The following is a 17653-nucleotide window of genomic DNA, read 5'->3' as shown; positions in this document are numbered from 1 at the left end:
GGTATCCCGGGGAGCCCGGCGAGCTCACGCCTGACGCGGTTCGATGGGCGTCGCGTCGCGGGCCAGCACCCACACCATCACCGACCACGAGACGGCGCGCACCGCCCAGCCGACGCCGACGCGGAGCACGCCCAAGATCGCGATGGCGACGTCCTTGTCGAGCGCCCCCGAGTGGCCCAGGATCCACACGGGCGCCTGAAGGCACACGTTGATCGCTCCGGGGGCCAGGAACAGCCAGGTGAGCCGGGTGCACAGCCGCACGATCTGCGGGTCGTCGTGCCACGCGAGGGGATCCTCCGAGGCGTTGCCGACCATGAAGCCGACCATCGGCCAGCGCACCAGGCAGGTGATCGCGAGGACGAGCGAGTAGCCGGTCGACCAGAGGATGCCGGGGAGGAAGAACGCCAGCGCCTGGTCGCTCTCCGACCCGCCACCGGCGCCCGCGAGGCGGATGAACACCCAGCCGATCGCGATGCCGAACACCGCGTTCATCGCGAACTGGAGCGTCTGGCGCTGCACCAGCCGCAGCACCACCGCCACGGCCGCGGCACCGCCGGCCGCGATCAGCGTGGTGCGCAGATCCTTCGTGACCAGGTAGGTCACCGTGAAGACGATGCCGGGAATCGCGGCCTCGACCATGCCGCGGCGTCCGCCCAGGGACGCCGCCATCTGCCGGCGGACCAGCGCCTCGACGGTGTCGACCGTGATCGGGGCGCCCGACGTGCTCGCGGAGGTCACGACGGGATCAGCTCGTAGCGAGGGTTGAACATGATGCGACGGTCCTCGTGCAGCCCGATGCGCCCCTCGACCGATATCGAGACGCCCGGGTCGATGCCGACGATGCGTCGACGCCCGAGCCACACCAGCGTGATGGAGCCCGACCCGTCGTAGAGCTCCGCCTCGAGCGACGGAACCCCGCCACGCGGCGTGAGCGTCACGGTGCGCAGGGTGCCGCGCAGCCGCACCACCTCGCGGTCCTGCGCCTCGGCGATCTTGTCGCGGCCGGGCTGGACGTAGGTCTTGAGCAGGTCGCGCGACTCCTGGTCCTGCGCATTCGCCCACCGCGAGATGCTCCGGCGCAGCCGGCTCTTCTCACGGGGCTTGTCGGACACGGGGCTCAGGGTAGTGGGCTCGGCCTGAGCGCGTCAGGAGACCGGGCGCGCGCCGTCGGGCAGGATCACGGGCAGCGCCTCGCCGACCGGCATCGCACCGGTGCCGCGGCTGACGACGACCGCGCCGAGCAGGTTCTCCCACCCCTCGACGGCATCGCCGCCCTGGGCGGGGGCGCCGATGAAGGTGGCGCGCAGGAGCCAGCGGGGGCCGTTGACACCCACGATGCGCGAGGCCTGTGCGCCGGTCGTGCCGTCCGGCAGCTGGCGGGTCACCTGACACTCGAGCTCGGTGCCGAAGCGGCCCTCGGCCTCGGTGGCGGTGCCGCCGCGCTGGGCCATGTCGGCTGCGATCTGGGGGCGCACCTCGCTCCAGAGGTCGCCACCGCGGGGCGCTGCGAAGGCACGTAGCTCGAGGGCGCCGTCCGGGCCGGCCAGGATGACGGCCTGCACCTCGCCGGTGCTGTCGTCGACCTGGATGCGCAGTTCGATGCCCTGCGCGGGCGTGATGAGCAACGAACCGAGGTCGACCCGCTGGCCGCCCTCGGGGAGTGCGGGTGCGTCGTCGATGTCGAAGGGGCCGTCGGTCAGGCCGGGCGCCTGCGCCGACTCGACCTCCTCGGCAGCGGCGTCGGTCGGGCTGGCGGACTTGCGGCGGAACTTCACTGATCTCCTCGATCCTCGGACGGATGGTCGGCGAAGCCGCCCGTAGAACCGTAACCCCCGACACCGCGGTCGGAGTCCGGCAGCACCTCGACCTCGACGAACCGGACCTGCTCGACGCGCTGCACCACCAACTGCGCGACCCGGTCGCCACGGCGCAGCTCGACCGGCTCGCGCGGGTCGAGATTGACCAGCAGCACCTTGACCTCGCCCCGATAGCCGGCGTCGACGGTGCCGGGGGTGTTGACGATCGACACACCGTGCCGGGCCGCCAGGCCCGAGCGGGGGTGGATCAGCCCGACGTACCCGCGCGGCAGCGCCAGCGCGAGGCCGGTGGGCACCAGCGCGCGCTCCCCCGGCTCCAGCCGGACGTCGACGGCGGCGACCAGGTCGGCGCCGGCGTCGCCGGGGTGCGCGTAGGCGGGCGGCGGCAGATCGGGATCGAGCCGGACGATCTCGACGGCGAGGGGGTCGGGGGTCGGCTGACTCACCCGGGCAACGCTACGCCCCGCCGGGGGTGGGAGGATGCCGCCCGTGCCGTCGTCGACCCCCGCGTACCACGAGCGGCTCTGGGTGCCGCTGCGATGGTGGGTCCAGGGCACGATGCTCGTCGCCAGCCTCTGGCTGGCCATGGTCGTGGCGGTACCCGGACCGCTCGCCTGGGTGCTCACGGCGGCCGCCCTCGGCCTCATGGCGCTGCTGTTCCTCAGCTACGGCTCCGCGGCCGTGACCCTCTCCGACGGCGTGCTCCACGCCGGGCGCGCGCAGATCGAGGTGCGCCATCTCGGCGAGGCCACGGCACTCGACGAGGACGCCGCACGCCGTGCCGCCGGCGTCGAGGCCGACGCCCGCGCCTTCTTGCTGCTGCGGCCCTACCGCAAGCGCGCCCTGATGGTGGAGATCGCGGACCCCGCCGACCCGGCGCCCTACTGGCTGATCAGCTCACGCCGCCCGCAGGCGATCGTCGAGGCGCTGCGCGCCAACACCTGACGGGCCATGATCTAGGGTCGAGCCATGGCGAAGAACAAGGCTCCCGGTCAGGGCGGCGCGAAGGTCTGGTCGGCGATGTCGTTGGTCTCGGCCCTCGGCGCGGCCGCGGTCGCGCGCAAGGCGCTGAACACCGGCTGGAAGACCGCCACCAAGCGCAACCCGCCCGACAACCCGGCCGACCCCGACGTCGAGATGTGGGAGGCCGTGTCGTGGGCCATGGCGACCGGCGCCGGCGTGGCGCTGGCGCGGATGATCGCCCAGCGCCGGGCCGCGGAGTACTTCGTCAAGTCGACAGGCCACCTGCCGCCCGCCTTGCAGAAGGACGGCAAGTAGCCCGTCGGTGATGCTCAGGCGCAGTCGACGCAGATGAGCTTCTTGGCGTCGGCGAGCGCCGAGCGGTGGTGCACGAGGAAGCAGCTCATGCAGGTGAACTCGTCGGACTGCTTGGGCTTGACCTCGACGGCGAGCTCTTCGTGGGAGAGGTCGGCTCCGGGGAGCTCGAAGGACTCTGCAGCCTCGACCTCGTCCTCGTCGACCTTGCCCGAGTTCTTGTCGTGCCGGCGCGCCTTCAGCTCCTCGATGCTCTCCTCACTGGAGTCGTCATCGTTCTTGCGCGGTGCGTCGTAGTCGGTCGCCATCGTTCACTCCCCTCTTTCACGTCGTCTGGCTCGGTGGACCGGTCCACCCCCGACGGGTGAACTGCTGGTCGGCGCCACAGTGTGCACCATGGATCCCGAGCCGTGTACACCGCCTCCGGCGGCAGCAGACGAACACCACCCCCTCGCTGCGTATTCCGGGTTCGACCGATCCAATCGGCGGTGCGGAAAGTGCCTGCTCAGCCCGTGAATCCGGCGTTCTCGGCGGCCGTCTGGAGCGCGTCGATCGTGTGAGCAGGAGCACACACGAGCAGGTCACGACCCGACGCCCCGCGGCGCAGTCGCCACCTCGCTCCGGCCCCCTCGGCCACGAGTGTGGCAGCGGCGTGGTCCCAGAGGTTGACGCCCTCCTCGACGTAACCGTCCAACGCGCCGGCGGCGACCAGGCACACGTCGAGGGCACACGAACCCAACCGCCGGATGTCGCGCACCCGCGGCAGCAGCGCCGCGACGGCGGCGCCCTGCCGCGCCCGCACGTCGCTGTCGTAGGAGAACCCGGTGCCCACCAGCAACTGACCCAGCGGACGCGGCTCCTCGGCGACGCGCAGTCGCACGCCGTCGCGGGTCGAGACGGGTCCGCCCGGTCCGCGCAGTCCCGCCCACGCCACGTCGTGGGCGACGTCGAGCACGACGCCGGCGATCGTCGTCCACCCCTCGTCCCCCGACGTCGGCGCAGACGCCCGCGTCTGGGCCGCGATCGACACCGCGTACTGCGGGAGGCCGTAGAGGAAGTTGACGGTGCCGTCGATCGGGTCGACGACCCAACGCACCCCGGAGGTGCCCGGCTCGTCGTCGCCCTCCTCACCCAGCAGCGCGTCGTCGGGTCGCGCGGCCCGTAGCCGCTCCCGGATCAACCGCTCACTGGCGCGGTCGGCCTCGGTGACGACGTCGGTGGCACTGCTCTTGGTGGCCGCCACCGCCACGACGCCCTCACGGCGGGAGCGCACCAGCGCGCCGGCCTCGCGGGCCACCTCGAGCGCGAGGTCGAGCAGGTTCTGTGGATCGGGTGCGGGGCCGGTCACGCGTCGCGCCCGCACAGCGCGGGCCGCTGCCCGCCCTCGGCTCGCGGGTTGGCGCAACAGTCGACTGGGCAGACGTCCCAGAGTGCCCCGATCTCGCCCTCGGCCACCCGGGCCACCTCCTCGCCCCGCTCGACCGCCGCACGCTCCAGCAGCAGGTCGCGCACCATGGCGACGAAGCGGGGGTCGGTGCCCGCCGTGGCCGCCCGGGCCGCCGGGAGGCCGACGCGCTCGCAGGTCTCCAGCGCCTCGGTGTCGAGGTCGTACACGACCTCCATGTGGTCGGAGACGAAGCCCACCGGCACGATCACGACCGACTCGGTGCCCGAGGTGGCGAGCTGCTCGAGATGGTCGTTCACGTCGGGCTCGAGCCACGGCACCTGCGGCGGTCCGGAGCGGGAGCAGTAGACGAGGTCGTGCCGGTGATCGACGCCGGTCTCGGCCGCGACCTTGGCGCTCACCGCGCGGGCGATGTCGAGATGCTGGGCGACGTACCCGCTGCCCTGCTCCCACTCGCGCCCCGGATCACCGCTGGTGGCGCTCATCGAGGTCGGGATCGAGTGCGTGACGAAGACCAGTCGGGCGGCCTCACGCACCGCCTCGGGCAGCTGCTGGAGCGCGGCCAGCACCGCATCGCTCACGGGCTCGACGAACCCGGGGTGGTTGAAGTAATGGCGCAGCTTGTCCAGCCGCAGCGGGGCGGCTGCTGGGCCGGCGTCGCCGCCGAGCGGTGCCAAGGCGTCGTAGAGGTTCTCGCGGTACTGCCGGCAGCTCGACCACGAGCTGTAGGCGCTGGTGACGAAGCAGGCGGCGCGCGTGACGCCGTCCTCGGCCATCTGCGCCACGGTGCCGGCCAGGTAGGGATCCCAGTTGCGGTTGCCCCAGTAGACCGGCAGGTCGATGCCCGCGCCTTCGAGATCGTGGCGGATCTCGGCCAGCAGCGCCCGGCACTGGTCGTTGATCGGCGAGCGCCCGCCGAAGAGGTGGTAGTGCTCGCCCACCTCCTCCAGTCGCTCGCGCGGGATGCCGCGCCCGCGAGTGACGTTCTCGAGGAACGGGAGGACGTCGTCGGGGCCCTCGGGCCCGCCGAACGAGACCAGGAGCAGCGCGTCGTAGGGCCGAACATCGGGGGTCGCCATGGCCCTCATCCTAGGAACGGGCGGGCTCACCCTCGCAGGCCGCGTGTGCGAACCGGATGACGGCCCGGCCACCGCCCTCGTATCGCTCCTGGGCCAGGGTGCCGCGATGGTGTGAGACCACGAGCTCGACCATGCGGCTGATGTTCTTCGTCCGGGTGCTCACGTGCGCCATCGACACCTCCACCGCGACGACCGCCTCGGCGTCGGTGACCTCGGTCGTCACCGTGACCGAGCGGTCGCTGGTCGCGACGGCAGCGAGCAGCATCTCGCCGAACACGCGGTCGAGTTGCAAGGTGTGCCCGGTCACCACGCACGGCTCGGACGACAGCCGTCGCCGCTCCAGCAGGACGCCGCGGCGCGCGGCGCTCGGCGAGACCGACGCGAGGATCTGGTCGAGTAGCGAGTCGATGTCGACTTGGCCGGCGCGGTCACTGCCGTCACGGCGCAGCATCGAGGAGGCGAAGGCCATGTCGTCGACGAGGCGGGTGAGCCGGTCGACACCGCGTTGGAGGCCGTCGAGACCGGGGCGGCTGGCGCCGGGATCGGCGCGCGCCTCGGCGTCGAGCAGCTCGAGGTTCGCGGCCGCGATGGCCACGGGTGTGCGCAGGTCGTGCCCGACCATCGCCGCCACCTCGACCGCGTAGTCGTGCACCCGGGCCAGCTCGGCGATCTCGGCCGAGTACAGCACCGCGCGCGCGGCGGCGCTCCCGATCCGCGCGGCGTTGGCGTCGGTGACGAGCGATCCCGTGCCGGCGGCCCCCGAGGCCTCGGGGTGGGTGCGCGCCAGCAGCACTCCCAGTTGGTGGCCACCGGTCACGAGCGGCACCAGGCGCAGATGACCACCACCGCGGGAGCGGGCGATCCGTGCCAGCTCCTCGCGCACGGTCGGGGCGAGGTCGGGTGCGTGTGCCAGTACCTCGGCCGCGATGCCGGCGTCCAGGGCCGAGGGCGGCATCTCGGTGCGACTGGCCACGTGCTGGTGCGGCTGGGGCCAGTCGACGACGGCCCAGGCGTCGTCGGCGTCGAGGGCGTCGAGCACGGTGGGCAGCACGACCTCCCAGGTGAGGCCCTGCTGTACCCGTTCCCACAGCTCGCGCTCACCGGTGGAGAGAGCTTCGAGGGCATGCCGGTCGTGCGCGCCTTGCAGCGCGGCCGACATGGCCGCACCCAGTTGGCGCACGCAGGCATCGAGGGCCGTGAGCTCGCGGCCCTCGGGGTGGGGCGACGCCGACGGGTGTGCGCACACCAGCGCCCCCATGAGTCCGCCGCGGGCGTCGCGCGCGGAGGCGAGGATGAGGTCGTCGGCCCGCCCGACGCCAGCCCAGAGGTCGGGCGGCACGTCTTCGGCGCGCAGGCGCCACATGGCGCTGCCGACCCGCTCGGCGCGTCTCATGTAGGAGATGACGCCGGACGCGGAGAGCGTCGTGCCGATCAGTGTCTCCACCACCTCGGGGTCGCCCCACCCGCTGACGAAGCGGATGTCGTCGAGGTTCTCCATCGCCGCGACGGCGCACCAGGCGGTGCCGCCCAGCTCCACCGCGCCACGCGACACCTCTCGCAGCGTCGTCAAGACGGCTTCGTTGCTCCACGCGTCGACGAACACGCGCTCGAGTGCCAACACCCCCTGGACCGGGGCGCGGTCGACATCCCCAGGTGACACCTGAGCGAGTCTAGGAGAATCCCCCGCGGGTGGCAGGCCCTTTCACAGGTTCCGGGGCGCAGGAGAGCAGCACCTCACCCGCCCGTGCGGAGCCGCGCCACGGGCGCCTGCCAGCCCCGCCTGAGGGCCAGCAGTCGCCAGACCAGGCACACCGCTGCCCCGACGAGGGCCACGGGCACGAGCGGCAGCCCGTAGCGCTGCCCCAGCACCGCCACCACGGCACCGGCCAGCGCCGGGGTGGCGTACAGCTCACCCCGGAAGATCACCGGCACCCGGCCCGCCAGGACGTCGCGCACCATGCCGCCGCCGATGCCCGTCACCATGCCGAGCAGCGCCGCCGGCAGCGGTCCCAGTCCGTAGTCGACCGCCTTGAGCGCCCCGGCCACGCAGAACGCCGCGAGGCCGCAGGCGTCGAAGACCGCCACCAGGCGCTCCATCCGGCCGAGGGCGGGGTGGTAGAGGAACGTCACCAGACCGGCGGCCACCGGCACCAGCAGGTAGCGCCAGTCGCTGAGGGCGGACGGCGGGGTGGCACCGATCAGCACGTCACGCACGAAGCCGCCACCGAGGCCCGTGACACCGGCCAGCACCAAGACGCCGAACACGTCGAGCTCCTTGCGCACCGCCACGAGGGCGCCCGACAGCGCGAACACGAAGATGCCGACGAGGTCGAGCACGACCAGCAGGCCGGTCAGGTGAGGGGACGCCACGCAGCAGCACGCTACCGAGGTCCGCGGGCCGGAGCCCATGCTGACGTAGGCTCGACCGACAAGGTTCGGGGCCTACGCACGACCCCGACGTGAGCAGGCTGGACGACAAGCCAGGAGGGTGAGCACCGTGGCGCACCTGACCCTCGCGGGCGTGAGCGACGACGGCTCGCGACTGCTGCTGGTCAGCGACGCAGGCGGGGAGTTCACCCTCGACCTCGACGCGCGGCTGCGTGCCGCCTGCCGGGGCGAGACCTCACGACTCGGACAGGTGGAGATGACCATGAGCAGCGCCCTGCGCCCCCGCGACATCCAGACCCGCATCCGCGGCGGGGAGAGCCCGGAGTCGGTGGCCGAGGCCGCTGGAACCACGGTCGAGAAGATCATGCCGTACGCCGGCCCCGTGCTCGCCGAACGCGAGCACATGGCCGAGCGGGCGCAGAAGGGGTCGTTGCGCCGACGGTCCGGCGAGGGAGCGCGCGTGTTGGGCGAGGCGGTGGCCACCCATCTGCGCAGTCTGCACGCCGCGGCGGAGTCCGTGGAGTGGGACGCCTGGCGCCGTGACGACGGCCGCTGGGAGGTCGTCGCAGGGTTCAGTACCCCCGAGCGCACCGGCACCGCGCGGTTCACCTTCGACGTCCCCGGCAACTACGCCCTGGCCGACGAAGACGACGCGCGCTGGCTCGTCGGCGAGCAGGTGGCGGCCCCGGCGCCAGCCCCGCACGACGATCTCGCCCAGGTGCGGCAGCGCCGCGCGGCGGCCACCGACCCCACTCCGGAGCAGCCGGTCGCCGAGCAGCTGACCTTCGAGGAGTCGCTCGGTGCCGACGCTCCGCTCGAGGCCTTCCTCGAGCCGGCACCCGAGCCCGAGCCGGGCGCCGACGCCACCCCCGTCGACCCGGCCGCCGCAGCCACCACCGAGACGGACACCGAGGCCTCCGACCGGTCCGAGGATCCGGTCTCGGAGGAGCCGCAGGTCGAGGCGCCGGCCGCCCGTCGTCCGGTGCGCAAGAGCCGTGGTCGCGCCTCGGTGCCCAGCTGGGACGAGATCATGTTCGGCGGGTCCAAGGACTAGCCCCCTGGACCGGCCCGTTCGCTCCCTCCCCTCCGATGCTTCTGACGGGTAACCTCCGCCCATGACGTACTTCGTGACGGGTGCCACAGGGTTCATCGGACGGCACCTGGTGGAGCAACTGCTCGACCACCGCGAGGGCGAGGTGTTCGTGCTCTGCCGCGCCGGCTCCCTGCCCCGCATGGAGGCGCTCATCCGGCGTTGGGGCAGCGACCGGGTCACCCCCGTCGTCGGTGACCTCGGCGAGCCGGGCCTCGGCGTCGACCCGGTGTGGGTCGAGGAGCACCGCGGCGGCATCGACCACTTCTTCCACCTCGCGGCGATCTACGACATGACCGCCGACGACGCCACCAACGAGGCGATGAACGTGGGCGGCACCCGGGCGGCGGTCGAGCTCGCGGAGGATCTCGAGGTCGGCTGCTTCCACCAGGTGTCGTCGGTGGCGGCCGCGGGCGAGTACCGCGGCCGGTTCGACGAGTCGATGTTCGACGAGGGCCAGAAGCTGCCCTCGCCGTACCACCGCACGAAGTACGAGTCCGAGAGGATCGTGCGCACCGAGCTGACCCGGCCCTGGCGCGTCTATCGTCCGGCGATCGTGGTCGGTGACTCCCAGACCGGAGCCATGGACAAGGTGGACGGGCCCTACTACTTCTTCCCGCTCATGAAGGCCATGCGCGACACCCTGCCGTCGTGGCTGCCGCTGGTCGGCGTCGACCTGGGCGACACCAACGTGGTGCCCGTCGACTACGTCGCCACCGCCATGGACCACATCGCGCACGTGCCCGACCTCGACGGGCGCGCCTTCCACCTGGTCAACCCCGAGCCCCAGCCGGTGGTCGAGCTCATCAACACCTTCTGCACCGCGGCCGGATCCCCGAAGTTCGCCACGCCCATCGACCGCGGCGTCACGGGTGCCGGTCCGCTGGGCCTGGTGCCGCGGGCCTTGCGCCCCTCCACGTACGTGGGGGCGCTGGCCAAGAACACGCTCGTGCAGTCGCTGCTCGACCCTGCCACCAGCCGCTTCGGCGTGCCGGCAGAGGTGCTCGGGCACGTCAACTTCGCCTCGGTCTTCAGCTCGCGTGAGACCGAGAAGGCGCTGGCCGGCTCCGGCATCGGCGTCCCCGACCTGGAGTCCTACGCGCGCACCCTGTGGGGCTACTGGGAGGAGCACCTCGACGACTCCACCGGCCGCGACGCCGACAACGTCGCCGCCCTCACCGGCAAGCACGTCGTCATCACGGGCGCCTCCTCGGGCATCGGTCAGGTGACGGCGCTCAAGGTCGCACAGTGCGGCGGCATCCCGGTGCTCGTGGCCCGCGGCAAGGACAAGCTGGAGGCCACCAAGGCCGACATCGAGGCCCGCGGCGGCACCGCCCACGTCTTCCCGTGCGACCTCTCCGACCTCGAGGCCATCGACGCGCTGTGCGAGCAGCTCATCAGCGAGCTGCCCTCGGTCGACGTCGTCGTCAACAACGCCGGCCGGTCGATCCGCCGGTCGCTCGCGCTCTCGCACGACCGGTTCCACGACTTCGAGCGCACCATGCAGCTCAACTACTTCGGCGCGATCCGCCTGGTGATGGGTCTGCTCCCGGCGATGCGCGACCAAAAGCGCGGCCACGTGGTCAACATCAGCTCGATCGGCGTGCAGACCAACCCACCGCGGTTCTCCGCCTACGTCGCCTCGAAGTCGGCGCTCGACTCGTGGTCGAACGTCGTCGCCTCCGAGCTGGTCGGTGACGGCGTGACCTTCACCGGCATCCACATGCCGCTGGTGCGCACCCCGATGATCGCGCCGACCAAGATCTACGACAAGTTCCCCACCATCTCACCGGCCCAGGCCGCCGACCTGGTCATCAAGGCGATCGTCGAGCGCCCCCACGAGATCAACACCGCGCTCGGCAACGCGGGTGCGATCGCACACACGGTGGCACCGAAGCTGGCGTTCCGGGTGCTCAACATGGCCTACCACGTGTTCCCCGACAGCGCCGCCGCGCGCGGTCAGGCCGCGCAGGGCGGCACCCGGGAGTCGGAGCAGATCATGCTGGCCAAGATCTTCAAGGGCATCCACTGGTAGCCACGGGTCGCGCAGCATCGGTGATCCAACCGCTCCACGAGCCGGGGTAGAGCGCACCTCGCACGCCGGCCACCTCGAGTGCGACCAGGTCGTGGCACGCCGTGACGCCGGACCCGCAGTAGACCGCCACGTCGCTCTGCGGGGTAGCCCCGACGCCGGCGTACAGCTCGCGCAGTTCGCCTTGGTCACGGAAGGTGCCGTCGGGGCGCAGGTTCGCCGAGGTCGGCACGCTCACCGCACCGGGGATGTGCCCCGCCACCGGATCGACGGGCTCCACCTCACCGCGGTACCGCTCCCCCGCGCGGGCGTCGACGAGCACGCCGACGCGCGACACGTCGTCCGCCTCGACGACCGGCATGGCGCCGGGTGCACCGTCGAAGTCCCCGGCGGTGACCGGCGCCTCGCCGCGCTCGACCGTGCCGCCGAGAGCCTGCCATGCCGTCCAACCGCCGTCGAGCAGGCGCACGTCGCGGTGTCCGTAGTGCCGCAGCAGCCACCAGGCGCGCGCGGCGGCGTGCCCAGACCAGTCGTCGTAGACCACGACCGGTCGATCGCGGTCCACGCCCGCGGCGCGCATGCCGGCGAGGAAGGTGTCGGGCGAGGGCAGCGGGTGTCGCCCACCGACGCCCGGCTCCGCGGCCAGCGTGGTGTCGAGGTCGACGTACGCGGCACCGGGGATGTGACCGGCCGCGAAGGCGGTACGCCCGGTCGACTCGGGCGGGGCCCCCAGCCGGTAGCGGACGTCGAGCAACGTCACCGCCCGTGCCGCCACGCGGTCGCGCAGGTCGGAGGCCGTGAGAAGCGGGCCGAAGGTCGGGTCTGCCATGGCCCGATCCTGGCACCATCCGCCAGCCCGGGAGTGCAGGGCGCGAGTGAACATCGTGCGACCGGGTAAGCATCCGGCCATGCGCTATGAGTGGCAGTCCGACGGCACCATCACCCGCGACGGCACGATCGTGGCCCGTGCCGAGAAGTCGTTCTGGCGCGAACGCGCCACCTTGAGCGTCGAGGGCCGCGACTACGAGGTGAGTTCGCACGGGTTCACGGGCGGCACGATCGAGGTGACGCTGGCAGGTGCCGTGCACCGCACCCTCGTCCGGCAGGGGTGGTCGGTCAGTCGCTGGACGGTCACCGGCGGACCCGTCGAGCTCACCGTCGCGCCGGCCGGGTGGCTCACCCAGCGCATGACGGTCAGCGACACGACTCAGACCATCGGCGAGCTCGCCACGTCGTCCTTCTTCAGCCGGCGGCCCGTGTTCGACGTGGTGGTGGGGCCGGAGTCCGAGCCGCCAGTGCTCGACGTCGTGGTGCTGCTGTGGCTCGACTCCGTGGTGCTGCGCCGGCGCAGCAACGCGGCAGCCCAGGGGGCGACCTGAGGGCCTCGAGCCACGAGGCCCCGGGCGAGTGCGGCCGCGCGTGGTGGCGCACTGGTGGGCTCGAGTCGGTCGAGGTGCACAGCGCGGCCGTAACCGGGCTGCGAGGTGAGCCCACCCACTGCTCGCGACCGCGGTGATCGTCGGCGACGCGGTGCAGGTAATCCGCATGCACACGAGCCCCGATGCCTGCCACGTGCAGCCTCCCCACGACGTTGAACCCTGGCCGGGGAAGCCAGGGCAGATCGGTCGGGGCCTCCCTCGTCACGCGTGCCGACGTGCGAGAATCCGGCACCGTGGCAGAGCTCCAGTTCTTCACCGGGACCATGGATTCCGGCAAGTCGACCCTGGCCCTGCAAAGCGACCACAACCGGGCCGCCCGGGGGCTGTCAGGTCGCATCTTCGTGGCGCTGGACCGAGCCGGTTCGGGGCGCCTCTCCTCCCGCCTGGGCCTGACCAAGGACGCGCTCGAGGTCGACCCTTCCTTCGACTTCTGGCGCTACGTGGTCGAGGAGCTGACTCGGGGCTCCCGCATCGACTACCTCATCTGCGACGAGGCGCAGTTCTACACCGCCGAGCAGGTCGACCAGCTCGCCAAGGTCGTCGACGAGCTGCAGGTCGACGTGTTCTGCTTCGGCATCCTCACCGACTTCCGCACTCGCCTCTTCCCGGGTGCGGCGAGGTTGGTGGAGCTCGCCGACCGCATGCACGTGCTCCAGGTCGAGGCGCTGTGCTGGTGTGGCCAGCGCGCCACCCACAACGCCCGTACGGAGAACGGCGTCATGGTCACCGAGGGCGACCAGGTCGTCGTCGGCGACGTCGACGCGCACGACGGCACGCCGCCACCCGAGGTGGCCTACGAGGTGCTTTGCCGCCAACACCACCGCCGCGGTCTCACCGCCGCCCGCGCCCGCGCCGTCTCCCTCGCCCCCGACCCGTTGCCCTTCGACGGCTGAGCGCGCGCCGGTGCCGGAGCAGCAAGCGTCCCGGTGGTTGAGCCGTGAGGAGCGCCAACGACAAGCACGTCCCGGTGGTCGAGCCGTGAGGAGCGCCAACGACAAGCACGTCCCGATGGTTGAGCCGTGAGGAGCGCCAACGACAAGCACGTCCCGGTGGTTGAGCCGTGAGGAGCGCCAGCGACAAGCACGTCCCGGTGGTTGAGCCGTGAGGAGCGCCAGCGACGAGCGTGTCGAAACCCGGTGAGACGAAAAGCAACCCCAACTCCGGGGTTCAGTTCCGCAGTCTGAACCCGAGGGTGGATCGGGTGCCGGGTGGGCCGGTGCGGTGTATCTCGTAGGCCCAGCCGGGGTCGTGGACCATCCGGTGGTGCCGCCAACACAACAACCGGCCGTCGGCGAGGTCGGTGGGCCCTCCTTGTGACCAAGGATGGTCGTGGTGCGCCTGGCACCGGTGCGCGGGCGTGTCGCACCCTTCGGCGGTGCAGTGCCGGTCGCGCACGGCGAGGACGAGGCGTTGGCCCTTGGAGTAGAGCCGCTGCCCACGCCCCAGGTCCAGCGGGATCCCGTCGCCGTCGAGAACCACCGGGACCAGATTCGCTCCACACGCCAACCTGCGCGCGGTGGCCGCGGAGAGCCGGTCGCCGGTGTCGAGGACCGCCTCACCCAGCCCACCGAGCAGAGCGTCGAGCGTCATGGTCACCACCACGGTCGCACCGACGCCGCCGGTGGTGGGCAGATCCCGCTCGGCCAGCGTTTCGAGGAGCTCGCAGAACGCTTCACCGTTCTGCTGCGGCGTGGTCAGGTTCGCCTTCGGCTCATGCCCTTCGCTGTTCCAGTGGCCGGGGGCGAGGATCGCATCCAACGCCTTGCGCAGCATCGCACCGTGCAGGACGGGTAGCTGGAAGCGTCCGAACACGGTCCCGTGCCCGTCGTCGCTCATCGTCAACCGTGCGCGTTGGGCGGCTTGTTCTTCCTCGGCCTCGAGCCTCTTCGCGGCCTCGAGTTCGCCGCGTTCGGGGTCGACGACCTCCAACAGATGCCGACCCATCACCCGCAGATCCCTGGCATCGTGCAGCGCTGCCTGCTCGACCAGGAACCGTTCGGCCTTCTCCACCACATCGGCATCGAGGTCGTCAGGCAAGTCGTCCAGGGCGCCCGCGATCACGGGTGCCTGCTCCCGGTTCACAGACCCGTCCGCGAAGGCCGACCGGAGTACCTCGTAGCGTTCGAGGGCGTGGGCCAGCCAGACCCGCCGCTTCGCCTCGGCACGGGTCAACCGCGCGGTGCCGGCGAGCCACGCCGAGGTCTGAACGGCGCCGGTGGTGTCCTCCACGACGACCTCGCCCGCGTGCGCGAGCACCCGGTGTTCGAGCTCGATCAGGCGTGACTCCAACGCCGTCAACACGCTCAACGCGCCCGCCGTGCCGGCCTGGTCCAGCCCCAGCAGCGACAAGCCCTCGGCGTCGTCCAAGGCGGCATCGAGTTGCTCGACTACCCGACCGATCGGGTGATCGAGTGGCTCGGCCACCAGTGAACTCATGTGGTCTAGTCAAGCCGTCACCACCGACAACCAACCCCCGAAAACCTCCCATTCCACAGCCCCACCGAAGACCGTGACCCAACCGTTACCTGATGAACTCTGAGTGTCGACGGATGCGGAGGCCGATGCGGACCAGTGCGGGCAGATTCAAAGCCCAATTACTTGCTGACTGTTTGAGTGCCAGCAGGTACCAGTGTGTTCAATCGGCGATCGCCTGACCGCACATCTCTGCGTCAACACAAATCGGGCGCGCGACGCGGAACACGTCGCTACAAGCTTCACCCCACCAACAACGGGATCAACATCTCCTCGGCAGTGAGCGACCCGTGCATCCCGATCAAGGTCGCCTCGTACGCCCACGACCTCGTGGAGAGCACCGCCGTCTCGTCACGACACGCGACCATGACGTCGCCCAGCCGTGGCACGACGCGTGACTCGACGGGGCCGAACCAGCCGCGAGCGACGGCTTCGTCGCGGGTGAGCACGTCGGCGCGCTCCCCCAGCACCGAGCGCCAGGTGGCGACGACGTCGTCGACGGCGCCTCGAGAGCAGTAGAGGTGGCGGAAGCGGGCCTCGCCGCCGAGCAGCGAGACGCCGTCGCGCAACTCGTCGACCTGGTCGACGTCGACCCGGGCGGTCGGGGGCACGTCGACCATGCCGTGGTCGGCGACGATCAGCAGGCGGGTCGAGGCGGGCAGCGCGTCACGAAGCTGCTCGGCCTCGTGATCGATCATCGCGAGCTGCTGGAGCCACTGCGGGGAGGCGACGCCGTGCTGGTGACCGGTCCAGTCGAGGTCGGGGTCGTAGAGGTAGGTGAGGGACGGCGTCCGCCCGGCTCCCGTGACGGCGGCGGCGATGCGCTCTCCCACGCGGTCGGCGCCGACGTAGTCGGCGCCCCGGGCGGCGGCCCGCGTCAGTCCGGAGTCGCGGAACTCGCGCTTGTTGACCACGCTCACCTCCACTCCCTGCGCCGCGAGCCGGGCCAGTGCGGTGGGGTGGGGCTGCCACTCCTCGGGGTCGACGGACTTGTCCCAGGTCAGGGCCACGAGCAACCGGTCGGTGCCGGGCAACCGCGAGGTGAATCCCACGACCCCGTGGTGGCCCGGCACCAGCCCGGTACCGAACGAGGTGAGGCTGGTGGCGGTCGTCGACGGCACGCCCGCGGTGGCGGACGGAGCCACCGACCGCATCGAGGCCAGGAACGGCGCGACGTGGCGATAGCGCTCCAGCAACCGAGCGCCGAGACCGTCGACGAGCAGCACGACGTAGGAGTCGGCGGACGGCAGCAGCAGGCCCTCCGTCGGACCTTCGGTCAGCCCGGCGAGCGGACGGCCGAGGGCGGCCGCGACGCCCGGCACGACGTCCGCGAGCGACGCCGTGCCGTAGGCGGGCTCGACGAAGCCGGTCACGTGAGGGTCGCTCAACTGTGAGTGCGAGCCGAGAGCTGATCGGCGAAGGCCAGCAGTCCGGAGACCGCCTCGCCGCCGTCGGCGGCCGCCGAGACCCGCAGCGCGAAGTCGTCGGTGGCGAGCACGCCGGAGTAGCCGTGGTCGGCGTCGCAGGCCGGGTCGGCGCACGCGGCGGGCTCGAGGTCGACCCGGCTCACCCCGCCCCAACCGATGGTGAGGTTGACCTCGGCGGTACGCCCGGCACCCTTGGCGGGGCTCGTGACCATGCGCGTCACGACCACCGAGGTGACCGACGAGAGCCGCACCGCCTCGGTGGAGGTCGAGGTGTAGGGCTCGGGCAGCAGGTCGTCGCCGGCGTGCTCGTCGGTGTGCGTGAGCACCAACCGCGTCGGAGTCAGCACCAGCACCGAGAGGTGGCGTCGCACCTCATCGCGCTCGAACGTCGGCTCGTGGTGCACGAACGAGGAGACGACCTCCTCGCCGGCGACGGACGACGCGACCGCCTCGGCCACGATGTCGGGGTAGTAGCCCGTGCGCTCGATGGCGCGGCGCAACTCACGATCGAGGCGATCGTCGGGACGACCCCCGGGGCGGGTGCCACGCATCAGAACTCGTACCCGAACGCCTGCACGTCGCGAGCGAACACGGCCTCGACCCGGCGCTGCATCGCGTCGGTGTAGAACTCGCGGTAGCGGGTGTCGCGGCCGCCGAGCTCGGGTCCGCTCTTGTAGTCGGGTCGCGAGCGGTCGATGTTGACGCTTTGCAGCGGCGTCCACTCGATCTCGAACTTCGCCTGGACGGCGCGCAGGTCGGCCTCCAGGGTCTCCTGGCGGCCGATGAAGTCGGCACGGCGGTGCTTGGTGGTGAGGTAGCGCACCTGCGGGATCTGGAGTCGCTTGAACTCGTCGAGCCCGACCATCACGAACGACTCGAAGTCGGGGCAGGCCTCGGCGACCGAACGGATGAAGCCGTTCTTGCGGTCGAGCTTGCTCTTGCTGTCCTCGTCGCCGCGGAACCGGTCGACCATGTTGTACCAGGAGAGCATCCTCGACCACGGATTGCGCACGACGCCGAAGGTCCAGTAGCTCGAGAGCTCCGGCTCGGCCCGCAGGATCTGAGCCAGTTGGCTGTGCCGCTCGAGCCCCTTGACCTGCCGGGCGTCCGGGAGCACCTCGCTCAGGCGGTTGTGGATCGTGGACCCACCCGTCTTTTGCACGTGCACGAAGAGCAGGCGCACGCGGTCGGAGATCACCATGGCCGCGAGCCTACTGTCTCGGCACCGC

General features: G+C 71.6%; 20 protein-coding genes. 6 read left to right on the top strand and 14 right to left on the bottom strand.

Annotated features, from left to right (window positions below):
• Positions 1-24 precede the first annotated feature (24 nt).
• Genes ISG29_RS04690 through dut form a run of 4 tightly spaced genes read right to left on the bottom strand, consistent with a single transcriptional unit; the run spans position 25 to position 2263 of the window.
• A complete protein-coding gene (locus tag ISG29_RS04690; RefSeq protein WP_328827963.1) occupies positions 25-738 on the bottom strand; it encodes a DUF3159 domain-containing protein in 714 nt (237 codons plus the stop codon).
• The gene (locus tag ISG29_RS04685; protein ID WP_328827961.1) at positions 735-1112 is read right to left on the bottom strand and encodes an OB-fold nucleic acid binding domain-containing protein; all 378 of its coding nucleotides are present in this window, start codon (positions 1110-1112) and stop codon (positions 735-737) included. Before ISG29_RS04685 ends, ISG29_RS04690 begins: the two co-directional genes overlap by 4 nt.
• 33 nt (positions 1113-1145) lie before the next feature.
• Positions 1146-1775 carry a DUF3710 domain-containing protein gene (locus tag ISG29_RS04680; protein WP_194502137.1) on the bottom strand — a complete coding sequence of 210 codons (630 nt, stop codon included), beginning with the start codon at positions 1773-1775 and terminating at the stop codon, positions 1146-1148.
• Positions 1772-2263, bottom strand: coding sequence for a dUTP diphosphatase (dut, locus tag ISG29_RS04675; protein ID WP_328827959.1), 492 nt, complete (start codon positions 2261-2263; stop codon positions 1772-1774). The genes ISG29_RS04680 and dut overlap by 4 nt, the downstream gene beginning before the upstream one ends.
• A 43-nt stretch (positions 2264-2306) precedes the next feature.
• On the opposite strand from dut, the gene ISG29_RS04670 reads away from it, so the two are divergent.
• Both ISG29_RS04670 and ISG29_RS04665 read left to right on the top strand, forming a co-directional pair.
• Positions 2307-2762, top strand: coding sequence for a DUF3093 domain-containing protein (locus tag ISG29_RS04670; RefSeq protein WP_328827957.1), 456 nt, complete (start codon positions 2307-2309; stop codon positions 2760-2762).
• Positions 2763-2786: 24 nt separating this feature from the next.
• The gene (locus ISG29_RS04665; RefSeq protein WP_194502134.1) at positions 2787-3095 is read left to right on the top strand and encodes a DUF4235 domain-containing protein; all 309 of its coding nucleotides are present in this window, start codon (positions 2787-2789) and stop codon (positions 3093-3095) included.
• A gap of 14 nt (positions 3096-3109) precedes the next feature.
• Here ISG29_RS04665 and ISG29_RS04660 read toward each other — a convergent pair whose 3' ends face one another.
• The 5 genes from ISG29_RS04660 to ISG29_RS04640 all read right to left on the bottom strand — a co-directional run bounded on the left by ISG29_RS04660 (position 3110) and on the right by ISG29_RS04640 (position 7946).
• Positions 3110-3400: a DUF4193 domain-containing protein gene (locus ISG29_RS04660; protein ID WP_194502133.1), complete on the bottom strand. Its 291-nt coding sequence runs from the start codon at positions 3398-3400 to the stop codon at positions 3110-3112.
• 197 nt (positions 3401-3597) lie between these two features.
• Positions 3598-4440 (bottom strand): inositol monophosphatase family protein, encoded by an 843-nt coding sequence (locus ISG29_RS04655; protein ID WP_194502132.1) that lies wholly within the window; start codon positions 4438-4440, stop codon positions 3598-3600.
• Positions 4437-5576 carry a ferrochelatase gene (locus tag ISG29_RS04650; protein WP_194502131.1) on the bottom strand — a complete coding sequence of 380 codons (1140 nt, stop codon included), beginning with the start codon at positions 5574-5576 and terminating at the stop codon, positions 4437-4439. The genes ISG29_RS04655 and ISG29_RS04650 overlap by 4 nt, the downstream gene beginning before the upstream one ends.
• 10 nt (positions 5577-5586) lie before the next feature.
• The gene (locus ISG29_RS21510) at positions 5587-7236 is read right to left on the bottom strand and encodes a histidine kinase dimerization/phospho-acceptor domain-containing protein (protein ID WP_194502130.1); all 1650 of its coding nucleotides are present in this window, start codon (positions 7234-7236) and stop codon (positions 5587-5589) included.
• Between the two features lie 74 nt (positions 7237-7310).
• A complete protein-coding gene (locus ISG29_RS04640; RefSeq protein ID WP_328827953.1) occupies positions 7311-7946 on the bottom strand; it encodes a trimeric intracellular cation channel family protein in 636 nt (211 codons plus the stop codon).
• 127 nt (positions 7947-8073) lie between these two features.
• Between ISG29_RS04640 and sepH the strand changes: the two genes are divergently transcribed.
• Both sepH and ISG29_RS04630 read left to right on the top strand, forming a co-directional pair.
• Entirely contained in the window at positions 8074-9018 is a 945-nt protein-coding gene (sepH, locus tag ISG29_RS04635) for a septation protein SepH (RefSeq protein WP_194502128.1), read from the top strand.
• Between the two features lie 61 nt (positions 9019-9079).
• Complete coding sequence (locus ISG29_RS04630; RefSeq protein ID WP_194502127.1) at positions 9080-11089, top strand: SDR family oxidoreductase; 2010 nt, start codon at positions 9080-9082, stop codon at positions 11087-11089.
• Here ISG29_RS04630 and ISG29_RS04625 read toward each other — a convergent pair.
• Positions 11070-11915 carry a sulfurtransferase gene (locus ISG29_RS04625; RefSeq protein WP_194502126.1) on the bottom strand — a complete coding sequence of 282 codons (846 nt, stop codon included), beginning with the start codon at positions 11913-11915 and terminating at the stop codon, positions 11070-11072. The genes ISG29_RS04630 and ISG29_RS04625 overlap by 20 nt on opposite strands.
• Before the next feature lie 79 nt (positions 11916-11994).
• Here ISG29_RS04625 and ISG29_RS04620 point away from each other — a divergent pair, with 79 nt between their 5' ends.
• Positions 11995-12465 (top strand): hypothetical protein, encoded by a 471-nt coding sequence (locus tag ISG29_RS04620; protein WP_194502125.1) that lies wholly within the window; start codon positions 11995-11997, stop codon positions 12463-12465.
• 293 nt (positions 12466-12758) lie between these two features.
• Complete coding sequence (locus ISG29_RS04615; RefSeq protein ID WP_194502124.1) at positions 12759-13418, top strand: thymidine kinase; 660 nt, start codon at positions 12759-12761, stop codon at positions 13416-13418.
• A gap of 274 nt (positions 13419-13692) precedes the next feature.
• On the opposite strand, the gene ISG29_RS04610 is transcribed toward ISG29_RS04615, so the two are convergent.
• From ISG29_RS04610 to ISG29_RS04595, 4 genes are all read right to left on the bottom strand, one after another.
• Positions 13693-14961 carry an HNH endonuclease signature motif containing protein gene (locus ISG29_RS04610; RefSeq protein ID WP_194502123.1) on the bottom strand — a complete coding sequence of 423 codons (1269 nt, stop codon included), beginning with the start codon at positions 14959-14961 and terminating at the stop codon, positions 13693-13695.
• A 278-nt stretch (positions 14962-15239) separates the two neighbouring features.
• A complete protein-coding gene (locus ISG29_RS04605; protein WP_194502122.1) occupies positions 15240-16370 on the bottom strand; it encodes an alkaline phosphatase family protein in 1131 nt (376 codons plus the stop codon).
• Between the two features lie 11 nt (positions 16371-16381).
• Positions 16382-16975, bottom strand: a complete 594-nt coding sequence (locus ISG29_RS04600) for a DUF5998 family protein (protein WP_194502121.1) — start codon at positions 16973-16975, stop codon at positions 16382-16384.
• On the bottom strand, positions 16975-17625 hold the full coding sequence (locus ISG29_RS04595; protein ID WP_194502120.1) for a sulfotransferase family 2 domain-containing protein: 651 nt from the start codon (positions 17623-17625) through the stop codon (positions 16975-16977). Before ISG29_RS04595 ends, ISG29_RS04600 begins: the two co-directional genes overlap by 1 nt.
• Positions 17626-17653: the final 28 nt, after the last annotated feature.

The sequence above is a fragment of the Nocardioides acrostichi genome, assembly GCF_015319165.1.
Taxonomy (GTDB): domain Bacteria; phylum Actinomycetota; class Actinomycetes; order Propionibacteriales; family Nocardioidaceae; genus Nocardioides; species Nocardioides acrostichi.
Note: the sequence above shows the minus strand (reverse complement) of the source record. Positions and strands in the feature narration are given on the sequence as shown.

Excerpts from the sequence above, each read along its gene's own strand:
- ISG29_RS04665 (WP_194502134.1), top strand. The coding sequence starts at position 2,787 with ATGGCGAAGAACAAGGCTCCCGGTCAGGGCGGCGCGAAGGTCTGGTCG.
- ISG29_RS04660 (WP_194502133.1), bottom strand. The coding sequence starts at position 3,400 with ATGGCGACCGACTACGACGCACCGCGCAAGAACGATGACGACTCCAGT.
- ISG29_RS04650 (WP_194502131.1), bottom strand. The coding sequence starts at position 5,576 with ATGGCGACCCCCGATGTTCGGCCCTACGACGCGCTGCTCCTGGTCTCG.
- ISG29_RS04630 (WP_194502127.1), top strand. The coding sequence starts at position 9,080 with ATGACGTACTTCGTGACGGGTGCCACAGGGTTCATCGGACGGCACCTG.
- ISG29_RS04625 (WP_194502126.1), bottom strand. The coding sequence starts at position 11,915 with ATGGCAGACCCGACCTTCGGCCCGCTTCTCACGGCCTCCGACCTGCGC.
- ISG29_RS04620 (WP_194502125.1), top strand. The coding sequence starts at position 11,995 with ATGCGCTATGAGTGGCAGTCCGACGGCACCATCACCCGCGACGGCACG.
- ISG29_RS04610 (WP_194502123.1), bottom strand. The coding sequence starts at position 14,961 with ATGAGTTCACTGGTGGCCGAGCCACTCGATCACCCGATCGGTCGGGTA.
- ISG29_RS04600 (WP_194502121.1), bottom strand. The coding sequence starts at position 16,975 with ATGCGTGGCACCCGCCCCGGGGGTCGTCCCGACGATCGCCTCGATCGT.
- ISG29_RS04595 (WP_194502120.1), bottom strand. The coding sequence starts at position 17,625 with ATGGTGATCTCCGACCGCGTGCGCCTGCTCTTCGTGCACGTGCAAAAG.